The sequence below is a fragment of the Geoalkalibacter ferrihydriticus DSM 17813 genome (assembly GCF_000820505.1).
Lineage (GTDB): Bacteria > Desulfobacterota > Desulfuromonadia > Desulfuromonadales > Geoalkalibacteraceae > Geoalkalibacter > Geoalkalibacter ferrihydriticus.
This window is the reverse complement of the sequence record NZ_JWJD01000001.1, coordinates 102,815-124,409: the sequence shown is the minus strand read 5'-3', so window position 1 is coordinate 124,409 and position 21,595 is coordinate 102,815. Positions and strand designations below refer to the sequence as shown.

At 52.6% G+C, this 21,595-nt stretch carries 26 protein-coding genes, 1 tRNA gene and 2 pseudogenes; 4 read left to right on the top strand and 25 right to left on the bottom strand.

Going from position 1 to position 21,595, the window contains the following annotated elements:
- Window positions 1-273: 273 nt before the first annotated feature.
- The 4 genes from GFER_RS00645 to GFER_RS00630 all read right to left on the bottom strand — a co-directional run bounded on the left by GFER_RS00645 (window position 274) and on the right by GFER_RS00630 (window position 3,490).
- Window positions 274-1,347 (bottom strand): hypothetical protein, encoded by a 1,074-nt coding sequence (locus GFER_RS00645; RefSeq protein WP_040095152.1) that lies wholly within the window; start codon window positions 1,345-1,347, stop codon window positions 274-276.
- A gap of 242 nt (window positions 1,348-1,589) precedes the next feature.
- Complete coding sequence (locus GFER_RS00640) at window positions 1,590-2,321, bottom strand: helix-turn-helix domain-containing protein (RefSeq protein WP_052445818.1); 732 nt, start codon at window positions 2,319-2,321, stop codon at window positions 1,590-1,592.
- A 93-nt stretch (window positions 2,322-2,414) separates the two neighbouring features.
- The gene (locus GFER_RS00635; RefSeq protein WP_139172125.1) at window positions 2,415-3,098 is read right to left on the bottom strand and encodes a hypothetical protein; all 684 of its coding nucleotides are present in this window, start codon (window positions 3,096-3,098) and stop codon (window positions 2,415-2,417) included.
- A gap of 5 nt (window positions 3,099-3,103) precedes the next feature.
- Window positions 3,104-3,490 carry a hypothetical protein gene (locus tag GFER_RS00630; protein ID WP_040095148.1) on the bottom strand — a complete coding sequence of 129 codons (387 nt, stop codon included), beginning with the start codon at window positions 3,488-3,490 and terminating at the stop codon, window positions 3,104-3,106.
- Window positions 3,491-3,814: 324 nt separating this feature from the next.
- On the opposite strand from GFER_RS00630, the gene GFER_RS00625 reads away from it, so the two are divergent.
- A complete protein-coding gene (locus GFER_RS00625; protein ID WP_040095146.1) occupies window positions 3,815-4,399 on the top strand; it encodes a DUF6448 family protein in 585 nt (194 codons plus the stop codon).
- 79 nt (window positions 4,400-4,478) lie between these two features.
- Here GFER_RS00625 and GFER_RS00620 read toward each other — a convergent pair whose 3' ends face one another.
- The 15 genes and pseudogenes from GFER_RS00620 to GFER_RS00560 form a co-directional block, all read right to left on the bottom strand.
- Window positions 4,479-5,018, bottom strand: coding sequence for a hypothetical protein (locus tag GFER_RS00620; protein WP_040095144.1), 540 nt, complete (start codon window positions 5,016-5,018; stop codon window positions 4,479-4,481).
- 2 nt (window positions 5,019-5,020) lie between these two features.
- Window positions 5,021-5,551, bottom strand: a complete 531-nt coding sequence (locus tag GFER_RS17340; protein WP_052445817.1) for an RNA polymerase sigma factor — start codon at window positions 5,549-5,551, stop codon at window positions 5,021-5,023.
- Window positions 5,552-6,035: 484 nt separating this feature from the next.
- Window positions 6,036-6,449 (bottom strand): nucleoside diphosphate kinase regulator, encoded by a 414-nt coding sequence (gene rnk / locus GFER_RS00610; protein WP_040095142.1) that lies wholly within the window; start codon window positions 6,447-6,449, stop codon window positions 6,036-6,038.
- 33 nt (window positions 6,450-6,482) lie between these two features.
- Window positions 6,483-7,079 carry a DUF2179 domain-containing protein gene (locus GFER_RS00605; protein WP_052445816.1) on the bottom strand — a complete coding sequence of 199 codons (597 nt, stop codon included), beginning with the start codon at window positions 7,077-7,079 and terminating at the stop codon, window positions 6,483-6,485.
- A gap of 262 nt (window positions 7,080-7,341) precedes the next feature.
- Entirely contained in the window at window positions 7,342-7,680 is a 339-nt protein-coding gene (locus GFER_RS19065) for a cytochrome b5-like heme/steroid binding domain-containing protein (protein ID WP_167334939.1), read from the bottom strand.
- Window positions 7,625-7,753 (bottom strand): annotated as a pseudogene (locus GFER_RS19475) (TetR/AcrR family transcriptional regulator); the annotation flags it as partial. The pseudogene GFER_RS19475 and the gene GFER_RS19065, both read right to left, overlap by 56 nt.
- A 175-nt stretch (window positions 7,754-7,928) precedes the next feature.
- Window positions 7,929-8,642: an iron-sulfur cluster repair di-iron protein gene (ric, locus tag GFER_RS00600; RefSeq protein ID WP_040095139.1), complete on the bottom strand. Its 714-nt coding sequence runs from the start codon at window positions 8,640-8,642 to the stop codon at window positions 7,929-7,931.
- 241 nt (window positions 8,643-8,883) lie between these two features.
- Window positions 8,884-10,548: an ATP-binding protein gene (locus tag GFER_RS17335; protein ID WP_052445815.1), complete on the bottom strand. Its 1,665-nt coding sequence runs from the start codon at window positions 10,546-10,548 to the stop codon at window positions 8,884-8,886.
- 258 nt (window positions 10,549-10,806) lie between these two features.
- Window positions 10,807-11,277: pseudogene (locus GFER_RS19645) on the bottom strand (transglutaminase-like domain-containing protein); the annotation flags it as partial.
- A 58-nt stretch (window positions 11,278-11,335) separates the two neighbouring features.
- Entirely contained in the window at window positions 11,336-12,088 is a 753-nt protein-coding gene (locus GFER_RS00585; RefSeq protein WP_040095137.1) for a class I SAM-dependent methyltransferase, read from the bottom strand.
- A gap of 55 nt (window positions 12,089-12,143) precedes the next feature.
- Complete coding sequence (locus GFER_RS00580; protein WP_040095135.1) at window positions 12,144-12,539, bottom strand: VOC family protein; 396 nt, start codon at window positions 12,537-12,539, stop codon at window positions 12,144-12,146.
- Between the two features lie 114 nt (window positions 12,540-12,653).
- Window positions 12,654-13,004: a 4a-hydroxytetrahydrobiopterin dehydratase gene (locus GFER_RS00575; RefSeq protein WP_040095133.1), complete on the bottom strand. Its 351-nt coding sequence runs from the start codon at window positions 13,002-13,004 to the stop codon at window positions 12,654-12,656.
- A gap of 29 nt (window positions 13,005-13,033) precedes the next feature.
- Window positions 13,034-13,540 (bottom strand): P-loop NTPase family protein, encoded by a 507-nt coding sequence (locus tag GFER_RS00570; RefSeq protein ID WP_200889273.1) that lies wholly within the window; start codon window positions 13,538-13,540, stop codon window positions 13,034-13,036.
- The gene (locus GFER_RS00565) at window positions 13,530-13,814 is read right to left on the bottom strand and encodes a DUF1330 domain-containing protein (RefSeq protein WP_040095129.1); all 285 of its coding nucleotides are present in this window, start codon (window positions 13,812-13,814) and stop codon (window positions 13,530-13,532) included. The genes GFER_RS00570 and GFER_RS00565 overlap by 11 nt, the downstream gene beginning before the upstream one ends.
- A gap of 528 nt (window positions 13,815-14,342) precedes the next feature.
- Window positions 14,343-14,419: transfer RNA gene (locus GFER_RS00560), tRNA-Arg, on the bottom strand.
- 126 nt (window positions 14,420-14,545) lie between these two features.
- On the opposite strand from GFER_RS00560, the gene GFER_RS00555 reads away from it, so the two are divergent.
- Window positions 14,546-15,409, top strand: a complete 864-nt coding sequence (locus GFER_RS00555; RefSeq protein ID WP_040095127.1) for an MBL fold metallo-hydrolase — start codon at window positions 14,546-14,548, stop codon at window positions 15,407-15,409.
- Between the two features lie 32 nt (window positions 15,410-15,441).
- On the opposite strand, the gene GFER_RS00550 is transcribed toward GFER_RS00555, so the two are convergent.
- Both GFER_RS00550 and GFER_RS18495 read right to left on the bottom strand, forming a co-directional pair.
- Complete coding sequence (locus GFER_RS00550; RefSeq protein WP_040095125.1) at window positions 15,442-15,810, bottom strand: response regulator; 369 nt, start codon at window positions 15,808-15,810, stop codon at window positions 15,442-15,444.
- A 7-nt stretch (window positions 15,811-15,817) separates the two neighbouring features.
- On the bottom strand, window positions 15,818-16,486 hold the full coding sequence (locus tag GFER_RS18495) for a LysR family transcriptional regulator (RefSeq protein WP_052445814.1): 669 nt from the start codon (window positions 16,484-16,486) through the stop codon (window positions 15,818-15,820).
- A 191-nt stretch (window positions 16,487-16,677) separates the two neighbouring features.
- On the opposite strand from GFER_RS18495, the gene GFER_RS00540 reads away from it, so the two are divergent.
- Complete coding sequence (locus GFER_RS00540; RefSeq protein ID WP_040095123.1) at window positions 16,678-17,175, top strand: ferritin-like domain-containing protein; 498 nt, start codon at window positions 16,678-16,680, stop codon at window positions 17,173-17,175.
- 217 nt (window positions 17,176-17,392) lie between these two features.
- Here the strand turns inward: GFER_RS00540 and GFER_RS00535 are convergent, their stop codons facing one another.
- From GFER_RS00535 to GFER_RS00525, 3 genes are read right to left on the bottom strand one after another with little or no spacing between them, the layout of a single operon-like run.
- On the bottom strand, window positions 17,393-18,220 hold the full coding sequence (locus GFER_RS00535) for a hypothetical protein (protein ID WP_040095121.1): 828 nt from the start codon (window positions 18,218-18,220) through the stop codon (window positions 17,393-17,395).
- An 8-nt stretch (window positions 18,221-18,228) separates the two neighbouring features.
- On the bottom strand, window positions 18,229-19,329 hold the full coding sequence (locus GFER_RS00530) for a cytochrome b (protein WP_040095119.1): 1,101 nt from the start codon (window positions 19,327-19,329) through the stop codon (window positions 18,229-18,231).
- 8 nt (window positions 19,330-19,337) lie between these two features.
- A complete protein-coding gene (locus GFER_RS00525; RefSeq protein ID WP_040095118.1) occupies window positions 19,338-19,772 on the bottom strand; it encodes a QcrA and Rieske domain-containing protein in 435 nt (144 codons plus the stop codon).
- 93 nt (window positions 19,773-19,865) lie between these two features.
- On the opposite strand from GFER_RS00525, the gene gshB reads away from it, so the two are divergent.
- A complete protein-coding gene (gshB, locus tag GFER_RS00520) occupies window positions 19,866-20,834 on the top strand; it encodes a glutathione synthase (protein ID WP_052445812.1) in 969 nt (322 codons plus the stop codon).
- A gap of 39 nt (window positions 20,835-20,873) precedes the next feature.
- Here gshB and GFER_RS00515 read toward each other — a convergent pair whose 3' ends face one another.
- Entirely contained in the window at window positions 20,874-21,563 is a 690-nt protein-coding gene (locus GFER_RS00515) for a DUF1573 domain-containing protein (protein WP_040095116.1), read from the bottom strand.
- Between the last annotated feature and the right edge of the window lie 32 nt (window positions 21,564-21,595).

The following is a 21,595-nucleotide window of genomic DNA, read 5'->3' as shown; positions in this document are numbered from 1 at the left end:
TGCCCCATCTAAGCTCGTTTTCCCGCAAAATACACTCCCGGACGGCATTTCTTACTTCCCGGTATCGGCCCCTGATCCCCAGACCGTCTTTTATCTCCTCAACAAACTCTGATTGCGAAGACAGGTAACTTGCCATCCCCCTCCTTTTGCCTAATGCGCTGATTTCCCCCTCAAAAATCGCCCCATAGCCTGTTTTCAAAGGGTAATTTCAGGGGATTTTCTTTAAGTTTTAGGCACTTGTCTTGGTCCGACCCCAAGAAGTTAGTTTCACCATTACCCGCAGGAAAAATGATTTTCTCCCAGTATTTTGGCACATTCCCCCGAAACAGCAGCGACCATTTCGTGCTCAAGTTTTTCCAAGGTCCGCTGCGCGGAGGCCATTTCGTCCTCGAGGGCCGCGATCTCCGGGATCCTGTTCACCTCTCTTGCGACTTCGTCCTCGAGTGTGCTGACCGCCTGCCTCATGGGGGCGAGTGCGAGATTCGCGATTTTGCCCACCATCTGATTGACGCATGTGTTGGCGCTGTCCAGCTTCTTTTTGATCTTTTCATATAAATCCGGATAGGTATGCCGACCCACCCAGGTAAAGAGATACTCGACTTTCTTTTTCCCATAGGAGGCGGCCGTGTTGACCGCGTTTTCCACCTCGCGCAGCGCCTTGGAATAGAGGCTCAGGTCCTCGTACACCGTCTGGATCATCTTCAGGTAGCCGTCGACGCGGTGGAAGGCGTTTTCGACGTTCTTCAAGGGCGAGAGGTATTCATTGAGCTGCTTCGCGACCTGCTCTCTGGCGCAGCGCAACTCGTCGGCAACCGTCTCGATCCCTTCGTTGAGTCCCTTGGCGCACTTCTCGACGTTCTCTGGCGGGTGGTCTGCATAGCGCTGCATCAGGGCGTGCGTGCCGTTGACGAGCGAGTGGACGTCGAATGCAACGCCGTGAATCACCTTGAGAACTTTTTGGATAGCGCCCTGAGCCTTTTTGAGTTTGTTCTGCAGGGGGGTGAGAATCACATCGATCTCGTTGAGACTGGTTCTGATCTCGCCGATGCCACCGGCCGGCGGCGGCTCCTTCACGACGGGCAGCAGGGCTTTCGAGAGAGAACTTGCGACCTGTCCGACTTCGGGAAGCCAGTCCGCGTCGCTGGCGATGGACTGGATTTTCCCGAGGATCTCGCCAATGGTTTTCAGATCGTCGCTGAACGTCTTCGGCTTGCCGAGAAGATCGATGACGTCTCCGAGCAGGGTATTGAGCTGTTCGATGGGCGTTGCAATGACAGCGATATCGTTGTCGATATCCACGAGATGGCCGTGCAGGATCCGCAGTTGGCTCGTTTTATCTTTTCCCATGATGTCCTCCAGGGCAGAACGGCTTTTGCTCGACGTGCTCTCGGCATGGTGATCCTGGCAAGGCCGGGGCGGTGCCGGTGCAAGAAGCCTTGCACTAAAAAGATACCACTTTTGGTGAAGATTGCGCCCGGAATCTACTCGGCGCCGGTGACTGACGAAACGCCAGAACTCGCGGGGCTGTCAACTTCTGACAACCTTCCATCTTGAGAATTTACCTTGAGGGAGGGCCTGTGCGTCTGGGGTCAGGCTTGCGAACTTGCAAACTTGTCGACCAGCACCCGTAGCCGAGAGATCTTCAGCTGCAGATCCGCATCTGCCTGGGTTCGTGTGGTGAGCCGCCGGGCGGCAGAGCTTAGAGATGTGACGTCCCGTCTGAGCGCACCGCCCAGATCGGTCAGTGTGGCATCACTCAGCTCTCTGACCGCCCAGGCGGCCATGGCCCTGGCCTCGGATATTTTGCGGCCTTGTCCCGCGCCCGACAGGTCCTTGTCGCCGAGATCGTAAAGTTTCTCAACGGCCGTCAGGATGACCGCAAGGCCCGGCTTCGTCAAGGCGACCTCGCCTGTTTTTCTCAGCACTGTCTCAACGAAAGCGTCCTGGCCAAGGATTCGCCCGTCGCAATTGCCGCCGTGAAATTCCTCGCGGTGGCCTTCACCGTACTGGTCAGCCACCAGATCATCGAACAGTCTTCTCGCCTTGACCGGGTCGCCGGAGAGCTGTGACAGAGCCAGCCGGGTGGTGAGCCAGGGGATAGTCTCCAGCCCAAGGTAGGCGCGATGACTGCTCCACGGATAATCGCCCGGGACTGTGCCCATGCCGGCGCGTAGAGGATTGAGGTGCAGGTAGCCGATCAGTTGCACAAGATACGCATCCGTCTCGACCAGAACCGCCTTGTAGCGACCCTGAAAAAGATGGCCACTTCGGTTGTGTCGCCAGTTCACCCACCGGGTATAGCGAAAGGAGAGATTCTGCATGATTCGGGACAGCGGGACATCGCCGACTTGAATCGCCGTTAGAAATAAAACCGAAATCGACTTCCTGACAGAAGATTTTTATAAAAAGAAAAACTACTTCGGAGGAGCATCTTTATCGGATTCTTCTAAGGTTTTTTCTTGAACCTGATGAACCCCAGGTTCTGATAAGGATTTCAGAGTCAAGTCGCCAGAGAAAAGCCTATCTACAATCCATGCTTTATTTGAGTTTTTATCCATGAGGATATAATTTTTTTGATCATCAGCCCCAACTTGATAGAAAATTATTTCATTGATTTTTTCTTGCCTGTCATTATCAGAGAAAATCTTCATAAATCCAAAACCAACGAGGATGAACATCCCCAATGCAAAAGAAAAAATCAATATATTGAAATAAAAAGACTTGTTTTTATTTAACTGTTCAATATCCTTAGTTTTATCAATCTGACTTTTCTTTTCTCGGTACGAAGCCAGTTCGATTAAGTTTAGATGAGACAAGATTCCAGAAAAAGCAGCGACAAAAAAGAAAAATCCAGACAAAGAAAAAATAATTTTCTCATATAAAGAGTGTTCACCTTGTTGAAAAAAACCAAAGGCAAAAACAATTGCTCCGGACGATAGCGCAACCAACCATTTTGTCGCGTCGCGGTAATAATCAATTCCTTTTGGAATGGAATACACGGATTCTTGTGAATGAACCTTCTCTGTTTGTTGGCCAAAAGGAATTTTTACCTCCTGACCTTTTTCATCGACAATGTGAACCTCGATGTTAAATTTCATCTGATTCATGCCTCACTCAAGGGCTCAACTCGACCTCTTAACATGACGGGCGTCTTGTCACTACCAAATTCGGGCATTTTAGGGCACCGTGCAATTCCATTATTAATAACATCATCGCCGATGATTGGGATTTCATCACTGCCAATAGTGATAACGTGGCCTTTCTCTTTTGCCTCTTCGATCAAAATTTCAAGGAAACTTTCTCTGTTTGATTCCCAGCAATTCACCAAGGTATTGGGTGAGTCAAATTGTTTCGCTATTTGTTGTCCAAAGTAATCAACGAGAATCCCCATCGCAGATGCGGTAAAACAAATTTTTCCGCTTTCTGCGAAAAAATTCCGCAAAAAAGAGTTGAGTTGAAAATATTCTTCCTTTGTCATCGTGAAAGTCACCTCCTTCTCCTTCTGTTTAAAAAGAGAGTAACTTTGATCCTTTCAAAGTCAACTTGCCTGTAGGTTTGGTCTCGCTACCCCCCTGTAAACTGGGGGAGACTTGAAAATCTCATCCACTTCCCATGGAATGCGGATTCCGGGCCAGACCGGCCTCTCACTGATTCAGGTTTGAAAGAGTGTGCCCTAATACTATTCTTTCTGTCACAAACTAGCCGGCTCCTGCGTTTCAACCTGTAAAACCACGATGCGTCTACTTATCAGAGCGACGCGAAATCCCTAACCGAGGGTCACCTGGCCCATTCAATCAAAAGGAGATTGGCTGTGATGAAGAAAAAAGTGTCTGGCAAAAAGTTTCTGGCGGTTCTGGTCGGCACACTGGCATTTATGATTCCCCAGATGGCGGCTGCACACTGTGATGCCCTGGATGGACCGGTCATCACTGAAGCGAGGGTTGCTCTCGAAAAAGGCGATATCACCCCGCTTCTCAAGTGGGTCATGCCTGAGTATGAAAACGAGGTGCGCCAGGCATTTGCGCAAACCCTGCAGGTTCGAGGACTTGGGCCCCAGGCACAGGAGCTGGCCGATCTGTATTTCTTCGAAACCCTGGTACGCGTTCACCGTGCTGGCGAAGGAGCGCCCTATACCGGCATTAAACCGGCCGGCACCATTGAGGCGCCAATCGCCAAGGCGGATCTGGCTCTTGAAAAAGGGTCTGTTGATGAGCTGGCCGATGCCATTTCGTCCCATGTGGCCAAGGAAATGCGCAGCCGCTTTGCCCATGCCCTGGAACTTCGCAAACGTGCTGATGAGAGCGTTGAGGTCGGCCGTGAATTTGTCGAAGCCTATGTCCAATATGTTCACTTCGTTGAAGGGATCGTCGCCGTAGTTCATGGCGAGCACGCCCATTAATAGAGGCCACCTCCACAAAAAAAGGGCAGATGCCGCCGGCACCTGCCCTTTTTTTGTGTAACTCGTCAAATCCTATATTCTAGATGCGCAAAGCTTTCAGTCGTCGCCCTAGTCCAAATCCGACCAGATGGGCGGCCACCCCGCCAAGAATCCAGAACACAGAGAGCAACAGAAACGACTCGGTTCCCAGGAGCAGCAGCGCCAGGTAGGCACAGAGACTGTAGCTGCCAAAGAAAAGATATTTGCCGCGCCCTATGGCTTTGAGCTCTCGACGATTCGCAGCCAGGCCGCTGAGCAAAGCGCCAAAAAGAACAAACAGCACCCCGCACGACAGATAGTAAAGGGCCGGGTGAACGTGGGCGTGAAGGGCATGCAGTGCGCTGTTATGGTCGCCTGTTCCGATGCCGAACTGAGGACAAGCAGCCAACGTCAGCAGCCCGGAAGATACCTGGATCGCAAGAAACTTGGTGACAGCCGCGCGCGCTGAAGTTTTTTGGCCAACACGGGCCAGACGCATGACGGCATCCTCGGTATGCTGGCGCGGCGAGAGCCCGGGTGCATCGAGAAAGCTTGCAAATTCATTGAGTTCCTGACTCTGCTGATCCCGTTTTCGCATCATTGTTATTTCCTTGCACCCAGTGCCTTGCGCAGATGACGAATGGCACGACTGACCATCTGTCGGGCATTGCCGCTGCTGGTCTGAAGCCTGGCGGCAATTTCATCAAAGGAAAAATCCTGATCAAAGCGAAGCTCAAGGACTTCGCGCTGTCGATGGCTGAGGGTAGCCAGCCCGGCGAGGGTATTGCCGACAGGCGCATCAGAGCTTTCAACAGCAGCGGCATTCATGATCGACTCATCATTGAACACCAGATTTTTTCGGTACACCTGATTCCTGCGAAGGTGGTCGATCAACGCGTTGCGGGCAATGGTAAAAATCCAGGGCAGAAAAGGGATATCCTCGCGATATCTGTCTCTGGCCGCATGCAGTTTGGCAAAGGTTGCCTGGAACACTTCCTCGGCCCCGTCACGGTCACGCAGCTTGTTGTACAGGTAGCCCAGGATGCGTCCCCTGTGCCGGGCATACAACAGCTCAAAAGCCTGCATATCTCCATCGGCATAGGCCGTCATGAGTTGCTCGTCGGAGGGATTCATGGTTATCCATCTTTCCAGGTATAACGTTGTCGTCACTGGTTTTGTGACATCGGCCAGAGCAACGCTCTCGCAAGGCTCCCATACGCCCAACGAAAGGATGCCAGGACCGCGACCTAGAATGAGGATAACCCTTACACCGTCAGAATCATTTGATTTATGTCAATTCAAGGCCCACTCCTTCGTCACAGCCGATAACAACCGTCGAAATATCGTGAGAAAGAGCATAGCGTATCCACGGACGTTCGTTTCCCTCAGGTTGACGGCCGGGCTCCTCCGCCCGTCGATTTTTGTTTGTTGTGTGGAAAAGAGCTGCCTCACTCATCAAGGGCTCGCAGTTCGTTCAAATCAAGTGGGCGGGTCACCATCCGTAGCTCGCCCTTAGCGTCTTTCGGCCACAGCATTCCAAGAAAAACCCCGCCGGACGATTAAAGGCGGGGTTTTTGCGTTCAACCAGCGGTATCTTTTAATATTTTTTTGCCCTCGATTAGAGGTGAAAATCCCCAGCACTTTCTGGTTGATAGAGAATCTTTTCAATCCGCAGCCGCTTGACCCCGGCCTGCACCTGCCATTTAATCTCATCACCAACCGCATAACCAAGCACAGCGGTGCCAATCGGAGAGGTCACCGATAACCGTCCGGCGGCAAAATCAGCATTAGCCGGCAGCACCAGGGTCACCTCCAACTCTGTATTTTTATCCAGATCGCGCAGAAGGATGCGCGAATTGAGGGTCACCACGTCGGGTGGCATCTTGCTGGCCGCCACCACATTGCCCTTGCCCAGTTCATCCGCCAGGGCATCGAAACTCCCGCGTTTTGACTCCGTAAACCGGTAGCCATCGAGAATATCCTCTAAACGCTCGACATCATAATCGCTAAAAACCAGGGTACTCTCATTCATCTCTACATTCCTTTACCAGATTGGTTATAAAGCTCAAGCCGTTTTGACCGAGCGGAATCGAAAAATCTTTCTACCTCGGGTCGCCCGCGCAACCGGAGGGTGGGTTTCGTTAAAAAAGCGGACATCCTCAATAGTGTAAAAAGCGTTAGGGTTAAATTGTCGGATTAACCCCAGGGCTTTGGGTAAATCGCGGCGTTTAACGACGGTAAAAATAACTTTTACCGGGCCCGATTCTCCCCGCGCACAGACACTGGTCACGCCAAAATCAGCATCCCACAGCGCCTTGGTCAGGGTTGTATCGTCATTCGGCGTGATCACCCGTAAAATCAAATTACCGAAAGCCAATCGCTCTTCGATCAGCAAACCAACATAATTACCGGCACCAAACCCCAGAGCGAACGCCAGATAGGTGAACCAGCTGTCGAGGTGCTGCATCACCTGTGAGATCGCCAGCACCCAGATCAGCGCTTCGAGAAATCCTAGGGGCGCGGCTAAGTTCTTGAGTCCGCGATACACCATGGAAATCCGCAAAGTAGCCAGACTGACATCAAGAATCCGAGCCAGAAACACCAGTACTGGGATAGCTACAGTAGCAACCAGGCTGGAACTGCCAGCAAACTCAGAAAACATTTTTTCTCTCCTTGTGACTCGTATTGCGAATAAAGCCCAAACAAAAAAAGCCACAAACTTGAAAAAGTCTGTGGCCTGTGTAAACGAAATATGGAACGAATCAGAAGTCTTGATCAGACTCCATCACTGCGCCCCAAAATGCCCACACCTGGCCATGGATACACCAATGGCGTATTAACCTGGCTCTGTTGTGGACGTATTGGGAAGATAATTTTCATAGTAACGGCACCATAGCAGAAACCAACAGATGAAGCAACGGCAATCACCCTCTATTAGCCACAACATTTTGTAGGGGGGATTCGTGAAAGCCCCCGATCTGGTGATCGGGGTGTTTCCAGTTCAAGAATGGGTGATTTAATGGATCGTTCGAGCTTGCATGACTCAAGACATCCGTCAGGTCAGATCCGGCCTGATGGCGTGCCAATGCGGACCTTTTTTCCACAAAGTACTTGAGATAGGCAAAATACGCCTTTTGTCCTTCCTTGCCGTCGAATTCAGCAAGCTGACCAGTACGACTAGGGTGCGTTTCTGGATGGGAAAGCGTTTCATGGCATATTCCTGATACCGCGGCAAAAAATGGCAAAGACCTTCGGCGCATCATCGCGAATGCGATCCAGATCACTGGCCAGCAGCGATTGCATCACCAGCCCCTGGATAGTACCGATGAAGAGGCTTATGCGTCTGGTCGATTTTGTCAAGAGAGATTGCAGCAAATGAAAAAGATGCCTTGCCGTTACTACGCAGAAAAGCTTTATCTTTTCGTTAGATTGTGCTGCTCTTTGTTGGTAACAGGTTGAGGCGCAAAGGCCTAGGTGAAGAATTCACAAATACCATTTGCCATGCCACCGATCAGAGTTGAGCCGCCTTTAGAAAGAGGATGTTGTTTTCGAGATGGACATGCTTGTGCAGATCATCCTCGAATTCCTTGAGCTTCTTATAAGTAATCACAAACGTATTGCAGGCGTCCTCCGGAATCGCATAATCCGCAGCTAGATGCCGAATTTTGTGGATGGCATCGCCAATCTGCTCATGCTCACGATGCAGCTTTGTCAGCTCGGATTTGATCAGGGCGCGGTCATCAGATTGCGGGTCCTGCCCGCTGCTGACGGCCGTATCGACACGTTTGACCGCTGGAAAGAAAACCTCTTCTTCGGCTTTTAAGTGGACTGCCATATCATCGGCAATCTTGGCAAAGATGGTGGCGATTTCGATCACCTCGGGATGATGTACCCTATGCACCTCGGCAATCTTGCGGGCGTAGGCGACAATGTGCGCGTCATTCTCTTTTAGATAGGCATGATGAGTGTTGACGATGTAGTCAATGAGAAACGGCAGAGACCAGGTCGCAAAGTTTTCACTGCGACCAATCGGCTCCTTTTTCACAGTTTCCATCTCCTGCAGGATCTTCGTCAGGTCGAGATCGTTCTCCTGGCAGGTGGCGGCAAGGGTTGCCTGACCACCGCAGCAGAAGTCGATGCCGTGTTTCTCGAAGACGTCTGCAATCCGGTAATCTTCGGCGACCAAGGCGCCTATGGTCATGTTGCCGTTTTTTTCCTGGGACATGATGAACTCCTCTGTGAATTCTTTTCGACCAGTCGCTGGAACAGAATTTTCCAAACACCCTTAAGTCGTTGCAGTTTTTGAGATATTTTAAATCTTTCCCTAAAGGAAGCGCTGCGCCACCTAGGCCTGGAAGATCAATCCATCGCACTGGCTGATCTTTTTATTCTTCCATACCTCCAGCCTGCTGCGCGAGTTGGGTCAGAGCGGTTCCTTAGAAATGTCCGGTGCGACGGATTCCCATCTATTCATTGCGGCCGGAGCGCTCCAGCTCCTCTTGGGACTGGATCTTCTCCATCACAAGGGCCGTGGTATTGGCCAGCATCTTCAGTAGCTGCAACTCGGTTTCGCTGGTCACGTGTGGAATCGCCCAGTAGGCTCCGATCGCCGCCACCGGCGCTGTCGTTCCGATCGGCACGGTCGTCAGGCTGCGAACAAAGGTAGAGGTGTAGGCCTCCTTGGGAATGCGGTCATCGGCGGAGATGTCCTCCACGAGGGCCGGCGCGTTGTGAAGAATGGTCCACCCGCCGATGCACTGGTCGAGGGGAAAGCGCTTGCCGACGAAAAGGGGGCTGATGGCGTCCTCCGCCGCGTAATAGGAGAATTCCCCCTCCCGCAGAATGAAGGTGGCCCCATCGGCGCCCGTCAGCTCCCGGACGGCCCGACGGACGATCGCCATGACCTGTTCCAGCCCGCGCGCCCTGCTGAGCCTCTGCACGACCTCCGTCAGCCGCTCGACCCTTCTCATTTCCGGCTCAACCTCTGAGATAACGGGGCCTGGTTCGCTCCTGATGCTCCCCTTTTCTTCCGGTTCAGCCTCCTGGCGCCTTTCCATGATCTGGGCCTGGTCGTGGGGGGAAAGAGCTTCGGTTCCCAACCATGGAAGAGTGAAAGAAACAGTCGTGCCCCGCCCCGGGGCACTCTCCACCCGGATGGTCCCCCCGTGAGCTTCAACGATCCCTTTGGCGATACTCATCCCGAGCCCGATGCCACCCACAGCGGTGGTGGAGGTATCGGCGCGGTAGAACCTGTCGAAGACTTTTTCAACCTGCTCCTGCGTCATTCCGATCCCCTCATCGGTGACGGATATCAGCACTTCCCCCTCACCGGCCACCGCTCTTACCCGGATCGCTCCGCCACGGGGAGAATATTTGATGGCGTTTGTCAGCAGGTTTTCGAGCACCTGCAGAACCCTGGAGCGGTCCGCACTGACCACGATGGAATGGGGTGGCGCCTCAACAATGAAGCGATGGTTCGCTCCTGCCTTCCGGAAGGGATCGACCGAGTATTCAAGCAGTTCTCGAAGGTTCCAGGATGTTCTCTCAAGATTCAGGGGCTGTCCGCTCTCCATCCGTCCAAGGTCCAGGAGGTTGTCCACCAGGTGGGACAACCACTCACCTTTTTCGGCGATGTACCCTAGAAATTCACTTTTCTGCTCCGCGGTTAGGTGCTCGGATTCCTGTAGCAGCTCGACATAGCCGAGAACGGAAGTCAGAGGGGTGCGCAACTCGTGGGCGGCAGTGGCGAGAAACGCGTTTTTCATCCGGTCAAGTTCGTGCTCCCGTGTCACATCTTCCAGAAGTAGAATGACCCCCTTTAACCGTCTACTTTTTTGAGGGTAAGCCGAAAGACGCACCCGGAAAAACTGGGATAAGCCCCCCTCTCCCTGCCAGTGAATATCGAATGTATTTTGGTCCTTCTCACCTTGAAGCAGCGCATTGAGGCGGAAGTGTAGAGAGTCTTCAGGGATCAGCGAACGAACTGAAAGGCCGACCGTGGCGGCAGAGGCAACTCCGAGCATCTCCTCTGCCGCAGGGTTCATGAGAACAATTCTCTCCTCTTGGTCGGCGACGACCAGTCCGTCCGACAAAGAGTGCAGAATTGTTTTGAACCCCTCCTTGTCTGTCATGGGCGCTCCTTTTGAAAAGATTTTTCTAACTCTACCTCAGCTGGGGGAGAAGTAAAGGAAATGGGCTTTTGTAGCAAGTCCACTTTCTGAGACTGCCAGAAAAGCGTATCGGGGTTGGGTGAATTTACGAGAAAACGAAATTCGAATGATTATGATGGTCGGCCGGCAGGTCTATGAACTCGCCAACGGACAGTGGGACATCCCCCATTTGCGGACGTTGCTGGAAGAGGTGTTGCCGAGATTCAACACACCTTTGAACAGATCGGCCTCTCCATCTGAGACTATCGAGAATGCTAAACGCTCAATCGGAGGACAGAAATGGGCCGAGACACCGGCCTTGTTTCCCCTGGCATCAATTCGGTACCAGCCATGCCTTTCAAGATACACAGCATTTAGACCATGCAGACAGTACGGCGGTTTATCATTGCTGATGGTCAGACGTTGATAGCACAAGCCCGCCGGAATGCCGTTCGCACGCAGTAGTGCAGCAAGCAAGTGACTTTTTGCATAGCAATAGCCCGTACCCTGTTTAAGAACATCGGATGCTTTGCACGTTACCTGATTGCACTCATAATCTCAGCTATGCTTAATCTCATCCCGAACGAAGACAAAGCATTTCTCTGCGATTTGGTCAAGGCTCACCAAGCCATCAGCCAACGACTTCGCTTTGGCCAATACCTCCGGGGCTTTCCAATCAATGTATTCCGTTGACTCTAGGTATTCACGCACGTACTTAATTTCCTATTGCTGCTAACGTGGTCAGGCGGCTGCAGGTCTTGCTCACTTTTTACACCATCTTTTTTGCGACATAGACCCCGTAGCTGATGTAAGCCTTGTACCTCTCGTAGAGGTCGATTTCCCTTCGTTCCGCAGCCACGATTGCGCGTGCTTTTTCACTGTTTTCATTCCGGTCCAGGAAGTTTTCGAAACGGGCCTGCATGGGTCGGTAGTACTGGTCTAGCCAGCAATGTTCCGGTAACACGAAATACCCAACGGGCGAATAGCCGTGCTTTTCCAGAATCCTGATCTTGGCAGAAGCGACATCGATTTCGGGATATTCGCTATTCCAATGGTCCTGGAGCTCCTGCGGTCGCGAGCCGGTGATCCATGTAATCTCGGACGCAACCAACAAACCACCCGCCTTCAGGTAACGTCGCCAGTCCGCTACACCCTTTTCAAATCCAATATTATAGATTGCGCCCTCGGACCAGATGACATCTAACTCTTCGTCGGCGAAAGGCAGGTTGTCCATGGAGCATGCAAGCGTCGAGATTCTGTCCGCTACCCCCATATTTTCGGCTTTTTCCTTGAGCACGTCCAGAAAGTCCTGAAGGAAGTCCACCGCCGTAACTCGGGCATTCAAGAGTTTAGCAAGCAGGAGGGCAGATGCTCCCGTACCGCACCCGATATCCGCAACCTTCAGCGGCGCAGTGCGATCGGCTATGGCTAGATTGAGAGCCTTTTCCGTCTCGGCATCCCCGCCCGGTCCTTGACGATGGCCTTGCTTGTGTAGGTCGATCAAGAGCGTGTATTCATCCATAGCTATATCTTTTCTTGACTTTATGAAGAAGCGAACGTTGAGCGTGGACCCACTATTATTTATAGTACTGCTTGAACTCCTCAGCAGGTTCTCGATCTGAATAGATGTAGAGCATGACTCCGTTGGGGTCGAGCACGGCGAATCCGCGATCTCCCCACGGATGATTTTCAATCGGCATCACTGGTGTAAGGCCGCTGGCTATCAAACGGTCGAACTCGGCATCGACATCTTCCACGCAGAAGTTGTACATCAACCCCGCCGGATTGCACGCGGGAGGGCCTTGCTCCTGCGGAGCAATGAACTGCAGTTCAGATGTTTCATTTCCGAAGCGTAGGTTCACATACCACCCACAGTCGAACGTGATCTTGGCGCCGAAATGCTTCACGTAGAAATCTCGCGACTCATCCACCTTAGTCGTCGTGATACATGCTGAAAGTGTCTTTGCGATCATCCGTCAGTTTCTCCTTCTATTTTGTGCGATTGCCAAATGAATGAAACGGCGCGCTTCTTTTTCAGGTCATCAATGTGGAATGAAGCTTGATACGACACTTGGTCCCTGGATTACCTACGACGTCGGTTTTTCCAGTGCGCTGATTTTGGCCGCGAGAATAAAGTCACTTTCTGTCAGCCCGTCAATCTTGTGTGTCCAGATCCGCGCGGTTACAAGGCCCCATGTCAAGGTGATTTCCGGGTGGTGATTTTCATGTTCGGCGACTTCTCCAATGGCATTGGTAAAGGCCAAAGCCTGCTTGAAATTTTTAAAGGTGTAGGTGCAAGTCAAGTGATGCCCGCTTTCAACCGACCATTCCGGAGAGAGTTGCTCTGCCAGGGCAGTTAATTCTTTTCCGGATAAGGGTGGCACGCCACCTTTGCAAGGGATACAGCTTTTTCCAGCGAGAGCGCACGATTCTGTCATTGACCCCTCCTGATTCGGTTGGTAGCGCCTTAGTCATCTTTGTAGGAAGTAACAGTTGTGTATTCCTTCTTCGGGCCGCTGAAATCTGTAAAGATCCTACGATGGCGCTTTAGACCGTATTCATCATCTCGAAATTCATACTCTCGAACCCATTGGACAAGTTGTTCAAGCATCGCCTGTTGGGCTTCCTGCGATGAAAACTTTTCCGGTTCCCATGGCCTTCGTTTGCAGTGCTCAACACACACCTCAATACCAGGGTTCAGGAACCGCAGCTCTGTACAAAACGGTAGAGTAGCCTCCACCAGATCGCCATAACAACCTTCGATGATCCATTGGTCGTTGCTTTCAAAAAATCGTTGCAACTCCCGGATGCTCTCGTCAAGCGGTTTGCGCTCAGGGCCTTCATTCCAAGCGATTTCGTCCATAGAGAGGCGCGCAATAGCCCTGTTATGAATCAAATGCCGAGCCATCGTACTCTTGCCTGCCCCCGCATTTCCCAAAAGAATGATCCGCATACCGCGCCAACTACCCTTCATAACTCGCAATCATCACCTCGGCGGCACGATCGCGCAAGGGGATTAAGGACTGATATTCCTGCGAAGAGAACCATTGCTGCAACATTGCTTGATCGGCAAAGTGAATCAAAACTACCTGTTCATAAGGATGTTCTCCTGCCAGGACTGCCGTCTTCGCACCTCGGAACACCACCTCAGCGGCAAAGGCTCGCAGTGATTCACGGACTCCATCGACATATTGCTGCCACAGGATCGCATCCTTGATACGGATATGCCCAACCAGATAGGTCGCCATTCATCATCCTCATTTTAAAGAGATACACACAACCAAATCATTACAAAACGGCAGCATCATGTCAAAGTTAGACTCCAACCGACGACACTCGGATGCAGAAAGGTAGTCGCGTCTTATGAATCATCTTGCATTATTTGGAGGGTTGAAATTGATCTGAGCACGTAGTTACTAGAACCCCTGCAATGCAAACCGAAGGGATCAAGGACGCCATCAGATCCGTTAAAAAGCAGACTATCTGCGTAGACATGTTGCTTTAGGCCAAAGGTCAATGCACAGCAATTAGCCTCGAACCCAAAAGGAAAAAATCATATTGGCATGAATTTTTTGTTTCACAACTTCCCAGTCTGCCTGGCTATTTATTTTTGAGTTCGTCCAAGGGTCATTTTGAGGATGACCCTTGGACGACCGAAAACACAGGTTTTCGGCCATCCAAGGGTCAAAATTGATTTTTTTGGGCACAGGATGGGCACAAGATGGGCACAGAACGAACAAGGGGTTACAGCGAATGCCGTAACCCCTTGATATTATTGGTGCGCGATAGTGGACTCGAACCACTGACCTTTGGCTCCGGAGGCCAACGCTCTATCCAACTGAGCTAATCGCGCATGAACTGCTTTGTATAGCCCATCCCCCTGCTGATTGCAATAGTAAAATATCTGATGGAATATCTTGCCGTGGATAAAGCACCCCTGATAGAATAAGCATCATCTAATCAACCAGAGGTCAACTTTATGCGGTTTTCACAGATTCTGCTTGTTTTTTGCCTGCTTTTGAGTAGCGGGAACACCTGGGCCAACACCTTCAGCTATCACCTGGAAAAACTTGAGGAGGGGGTTTACGCGGCCATCGCCCAACCGGGCAGCCGGGCTTCGTCCAATGCCATCATTATTGAGGCAGGAGATGTCGTGGTGGTGGCCGGTGCCCATTTTACCGCCGAGGCCCTGCGCGATCTGATCTCTGCGGTGGCGATGGTCACGGTCAATCCCATCCGTTATTTTGTCCTTTGCCACCACCACCGAGGCTTTTCGCATATTGACCTGGATTTTCCCCCGAACAAGGATGTCATCATGTCCTGGCAGACCTACCAGGCCCTTGCTTCAGAGCCCAGGGCCACCCGCTTTCCTGTCGTGTTCTTCGACCAGGGACTGACTTTGAAGCTGGGCGGTCGCACGATCATTCTGACCAATATGGAACGCGGCCATAGCGAGGGAGATACCGTGGTCTACCTTCCCGAATCTGGAATTCTCTTCACCAGCGACCTGTTCTACAACAAGGGAGCGGGCTACCTCGGGGATGGTCACATGCAGGATTGGATACTGGCACTGGAGTTTCTGGAACGATTGCGTCCGGAAAAGATCGTGCCGGGCTATGGTCCCGTTGCAAAACGCAGCGACCTGACAGATTTCAAAAATTATCTGCGGGCCTTTGTTTCCGAGATTTTGTTTCTGATTGAGAAGGGCCACTCTCTCACGGAAACGAAAAAGAAGTTTTCTCTGCCCCGTTACGAAGACTTGGCAGGCTTCAAGCAGTTTCGCGATGTAAATATCGAGCGCGCTTATCACGACCTGAAGGAGAATGTCGTCGGGTCGCCCTGACCTCGTTTTTATCTGCATTGCTTGATTGAAAGTCAAGGAAGCAACCGCGTAATAAGCTCCTGCAGATCCTTGATCATAAAAGGCTTACGCACATAGGCCTGCGCCCCTTCGGCAAAGGCCCTTTCCTCATCGCTGGCATCAAGCATGCGCGCCGTCATGGCAACTATTGGACATTGCCGGATCTGCGGATTGGCGCGAATGGTGCGAATAGCCTCGAATCCGTCAAGCTTTCCCGGCATCATCAGATCCATCAGGATCAAGTCTGGGCTTTCAGCCAAAGCAAGAGCCACACCCTCTTCACCACTTTGTGCCTGAGAAAAAACTCGCCCGCTTTGCGCCAGGATCACTTCCAGAAGTCGGCAGATATCACGCTGATCGTCGACAATGAGAATTTTCTTCACCTTGTTTTCAACTCGCCTCAGCACAACTCGGGTCGGGATAAACAGCAGGGAAATTGCCGACGAACCACAGCAACTGTTCGCTGGCCAGTTCGTAAGTCTTGGCACGCGCGGCGGCTAATCGTTGATGCAGGGCGGACTGGGTAATGCCGACGGCCTCGGCTGCCTGAGCCTCGGTGCCATATCGCCGATAGGCAAGATAGGCTTCCAACTGTTTTTCCGTCCAAGTCTCAAAAAGAGTTTGCAGCAAAAGAAAAATTGTGTTGGCACCGGCATCGAGAAGAGGGTCGCCACTGAAAAGAAATGTCCCTCCGCGATGTCGTCGGGCCCTCTCCAGCCCTTTTCGAGAGCGCATCAGGCATGAACCCGCCATGCGCGAAAGGCCGTCGCTGAGATTTGCGCCAAGTTCTCCGCGCCCGATGCCGGTTGTAATCTGCAGGGGGAAAAGGCGATGCCTGAGAAACATATCGATTTCAACGGCGGCCGGTAGGGAGACAATGACTCCTCGCCACTCATGGCCCGATCCGAGCGTCAGGGGAAGAACCAACTTTTCAGTAAAGACCTCATTCGCCCGACCCAGCGCGGTTTCAATAAGCTCTACGGCATCATCGCGCACCCGCCGGCGGGCCATCGGCACCAGGTCGGAATGAAGACAAACGGACAGGTCATCAGAATTCATGTTATCTCCCTGGGAAGCTATCTGCTCTTTACATTTATCCCATATTGGCTCCCTGTCAACCACCGGACGGCGATTACCGCACGATTCCGTGAATTACAACCAAATGAAGAAGATTCTCCATCTACCGGATTTTCATGGAAACTATGTTATTCTTGTCCAAATAAAATTCCCCCCGAAAAGGAGAGATTCAGATGGCCGAAAAAATCGATGTACAGGATGCAGTGAAACGTTCCATCATGACGGAAAAAAATGCTATGTATTTCTACACTTTGGGTGCAGAGAAAATGAAAGACGCTGAAGCTCGGAAGTTTTTTGAGCTGCTGGCCCGAGAAGAGCGTGAGCACGCCGGGCAGTTTTTTTCTGTATACAAAGGCGGCGAAATTCCTGATTTTGAAGCATTCATCAATACTGCGCCTTCCATGGGCGAAGATTGGCTCAGCGACCTGGATAAAACCCTTATGGCCGGGTTCAACGAGCGCAAAGCCATGGAGTTGGCCATGGACAAGGAACTTAAGCTCGAAAAGAGCCTCAGGGAAATGGCGGCGCGGATCGAAGATCCCGAAGTCAAAGCCGTATTTGAGGCCAACGCCAAGTCAACCCACCATCACTATGAGCTGATTGAATCGGAATATGCCCGTCTGATGGGCATGGTCCACGAAACCGACATCGACACCTATGTTCGCGAATAACCCGTTTATTATTGTGCAACTGTTCAAATGCAACTCTCCATCGCGCCGGAGGCCGTGGCGATTGAGTGCCGCGATGAACGTTTGAGCCGCAGGCGAGTTTTCATTGCAAGCGATGCCGCGGCAGTCTCAGGTGCCTGCTGAACAGTTACACGTTTTCTCGACATAAAAAAGAGGCTCTGCTTGCACAGAGCCTCTTTTTTATTGAGAAACATAGTTATCAGTTGCGATTTTTCCGGCGGCGAGCGTGTTCTTCCTGCTCTCTATAGTTACGGTACAATTGGCCGAACAACACGGAAGCAATAAGCAGCAGCACCACCACCCCCGCGCCAATCAGTTTACGTTGCCCCAGTTCAGCGCGGTGATGATCGACCTCATTTTGGATATCACCGAGTTTCAGACGGAAATCAGCCGTCCGCCGCCGCACCTTGTCCACATCAACGCTGTGCAGCAGGCGATGGAAATCATTGCGTAGCGCAAACAGTCGCCCCTCCAGAACATCCGTCGCAACGCCGTGACGGTGTAATTTCTCCAGTTCGCCTTCGAGATCAACAATCATGATTTCGGTCTGTTCCATGGCGCTGCGCAATTCTCCCGCGCGACCATAATCGTGACAGCGAGAGCAGTCCTGCGGATTGATCAGTTCGATGGTCGCAATCTGGACGGCGTGGCTGCCATGACAGGTCACGCATTCCGGACCGCCTGCGCCAAGAGCCTGCCCATGGGCGCTGTTATGATAATCTTCCTCAACACCAACATGGCATCGACCGCAGAAAGCAGGCACATCACCCTCCTCGGGAACGCCGACAAACCCACGCTCAGGGCTCATGGCCTCCATGGTCATAAGGGTCGGATCACCGCCATGGCAACTGACGCAGAAAACCCCATGCCGGTGGTGAATGCTGTCGCGCCATTGAGCGATCGACTCTTCTCCCTGCTTCCCCGGGAGGCCGGCATGACATCCGATGCAGCTCCCCTCATCGGCCATAGCCGCTCCAGATAGAAACACAAGCCACAAAGTCACCGCTAGAGCCAGAAGGTGTTTCATGGATCGCCTCATGACAGATGCCCCCAGACGGAAAGACCGATAAAAAGAAGGATTCCCAGAACAAAACAACCGACAAACAGGGGCCGTCGCGCCGGTCGCCGCTCGCGAAAGCGATCAATGAACGGCAACAACGCGAGGAAGCTCATTGCAGCACCCTGCACTGCCAGGCCAATCGCCTCGCTGGGAAAAATTTTCAGGGTTTGATAAGCCCAGAGGAAATACCATTCCGGCTTGATGCGCTCCGGCGTAAGAAAAGGATTCGCAGGCTCAAAGGCCGCCGGTGGAATGAATAGGTTGGGCGCAAAAAAGACCAGAGCTGCCAGAACTGCAAGGAAAAAGCACACCACGGCGCCTTCCTTGGCCGCATAATGGGGAAAGAAAGGAATCCCCCCCGGATGATACTCGTGCTCGAAGGTGAGTCGCGGCGGATCGGGGCGATAATCCCGACCGAAGGGCGGTCGCGAAATGCCGGCGCGGCGCACACAGAAAAGATGCACCCCGATCATCAGAGCGAAGATCAAAGGCAGTCCCATAACGTGCAGGGCGAAAAATCGGCCGAGGGTCGCGTCGCCGACCATGTCGCCGCCGCGCAAGAATTGCACGATGTGCTCGCCGATGACGGGAATGGCGCCCGGTGCTTCCGTTGCCACGGTGGTCGCCCAGAAAGAAAGCTGACTCCAGGGCAGCAAATAGCCGGTGAGACACAGAACCAGACTGATGTTAAAAAGAATGAAACCCGAAAGCCAGGTCAGTTCGCGCGGTTTTTTGTAGGCGCTCATGAACAGAACCGAAAGCATGTGCAGCAGCAAAACGACAACGATAAGGTTGGATCCGACGGCGTGGGTGTTGCGAATCAGCCAGCCGTAGGGAACCTCGTTCATAATGTGCTGCACACTGCCAAAAGCCTGTCCGGTATCGGGCACATAATAGACAAGCAGCAGCAACCCGGTCAGAAACTGCAATCCGAACAGGGTCAAAAGAACGGCACCCAGCGAATACCAGAGATTAATGTTGCGCGGCAGCAGGTAGCGGGTAAGATTCTGCTCGATGAGGTCGCGGACCCCGAGGCGCACATCCAGCCAATCGACAATAAATTTGCGCATAGACATGGGGGCTCCTATCCGATCAGAATCTGGTCATCCCGCAGGGTGACGGAAAGTTTTTCCAGGGGACGGGGTGGAGGTCCGCCGATCACGTCCCCGTCGGCGGAAAAGAGCCCGGCGTGGCAGGGGCAGAGAAACCGCTGCTCGGCAAATTGCCACTGAACAACACAGCCCAGATGGGTGCAAACAGCGGAAAAAGCACTGAACTCTCCAGAACGTAACTGAAGGACGACGGCCGGCCGATTGCGAAAATTGAAGAAATGAGCGCCGCCGAGAGGAACCTGGTCCCGATGGAGCCTGACCTGATCCATGGTCTCGTCCCGACCGGAAGGTGCGAGAAAACGCCAGGTGGGATAAATGCCGGCCGCCGCCAGCAGGGCGCCGACACCGGCCAGCAGCGAGCCGAGCAATACGCGGCGGCGGTTTAAATCATCAGCTTTGATATCCATTGAACCTCCTGCAAATACCTCAATTGGCAAAACCGCGCGAAACGATTAATATTATAGACGTCGATCCGCTTCTTTCAACCTCAAGGGGCTTAAATGAAAACCCGAACCGCTCTCTTTATCATTGATCCTCCGGATCGCCTCGACCCGCCGACCGACACCTCGCTGGCGCTGATGCGCGAAAGCCTTGCACGCGGCTATCAGGTCTGTTGGACGACGCTCGACGGTCTCTCTCTGCGCGATGAGAAACCTCAAGCGAAGGTACACCCGGTCATTTTTTCCAAAGGACAGGAGATGTTTCTGCCTTATCCTGCAGAAGAGTTCAACCCAGCATCGGCAGATCTTATCTTCATGCGCAAGGATCCGCCCGTCGACCTTGCTTACCTGCATGCCACGCTGATTCTGGAGCGCCTTGCCTGCCGCACCCTCCAGATCAATCCGCCTCAGGCCCTGCGCAACCACTGTGAAAAACTTATCCCCTCGCTATTTCCAGAACTTGCGCCGGCAACCCTGGTCAGCAGCGATCAGGGGCTGTTGACCGACTTCCTTCGGCAGCAGCGACATATCGTCATCAAGCCTCTGGAGGATTGCAGCGGCAAAGGGGTTTATGTCCTGCGCCACGACGACCCTAACGCCCGCCCGCTCATGACAGACATGACCAGGGGCGGAACCCGCTTCCTGCAGGCTCAGAAATTTCTGCCGGCCATAATAAATTTTGGGGACAAACGGGTACTGCTTCTCGCAGGCGAGATTCTCGGCTGGATTCGACGCGTTCCCGCCGCCGGGGATTTTCGTTCAAATATTAATGCCGGCGGGCGATGCGAGCCCTGCGACCTCAACCCAAGGGATCACCACATCTGTAAGGTTGTGGGTCGATGGTTAAAACGCGAGGGCATTCTTCTGGCCGGAATCGATATCGTCGGCGAATACCTTCTGGAAGTCAATATCACCAGCCCCTCGTGCCTGCGCGAGATCAATCAATTAACCGGCACCCAGCTGGAGATCCAGATCATGGATCGACTTGAGCAAGAGTTGGAGACTGCATCAAAAACGCGGGAAGTATAAATTATCCCTCCCCATAAAAAACAGACGGCCGGGGAGCACTCAGGGAGTCACCGTCCCGAAAATCGACAACCGCAATTGCGGCACGCTCGGATGGTCAGTGGGGATGAGGACATAACCGCTTAAACGGCCACGCTCCTGAGCCGGAAGCGCCTCGATCTTCAGCTCGACGACCTCACCGGGTTTAAGCATCCTTTCGTCCAACTCAGCGCGCACATCCTTATTGGTCAGGACAGGCTCACCGAAAATCACCGTAACCGAACTGCGATTGTGCAGTCGCACCACGGCGGACTTAGCCTCTCCTGTCCTCATCACCCCAAAATCTATGCGCTCAGGATCAGGCGCGATGACTTGTTCCACGGTTCCCTTGAGCGATAGTTGCACTACATCCTGTTGCGGATCGTTGGTATAGAGGTAAATCGTTTTGACCTGCAAACCTCGAAAGCGGGAGGTATCGAAAACGGTCTCCATTTCGGCCACGTCGCCTGGGGCAAGAACATCGGCGGAGAGCCGCGGAACCGTGCATCCGCATGAAGAGCGCACCCGGTCGATCGTCAGGGGAGCCGTGCCGGCGTTGCGAAAACGGAAGGTAAAATGGACCTTCTCGCCCTCGAAAACCTTACCGAAGTTATATTCTGAACGGTCCAATTCAATGCGCGGCTCAGCAGCCCAAACGGCCTGCGTCCCCATCAAAAAGGTGGCTAACGCAAACATCAATACGCGAAATCTCATAGGTGACAATCCTCCAACTCGTGGTTAGCATT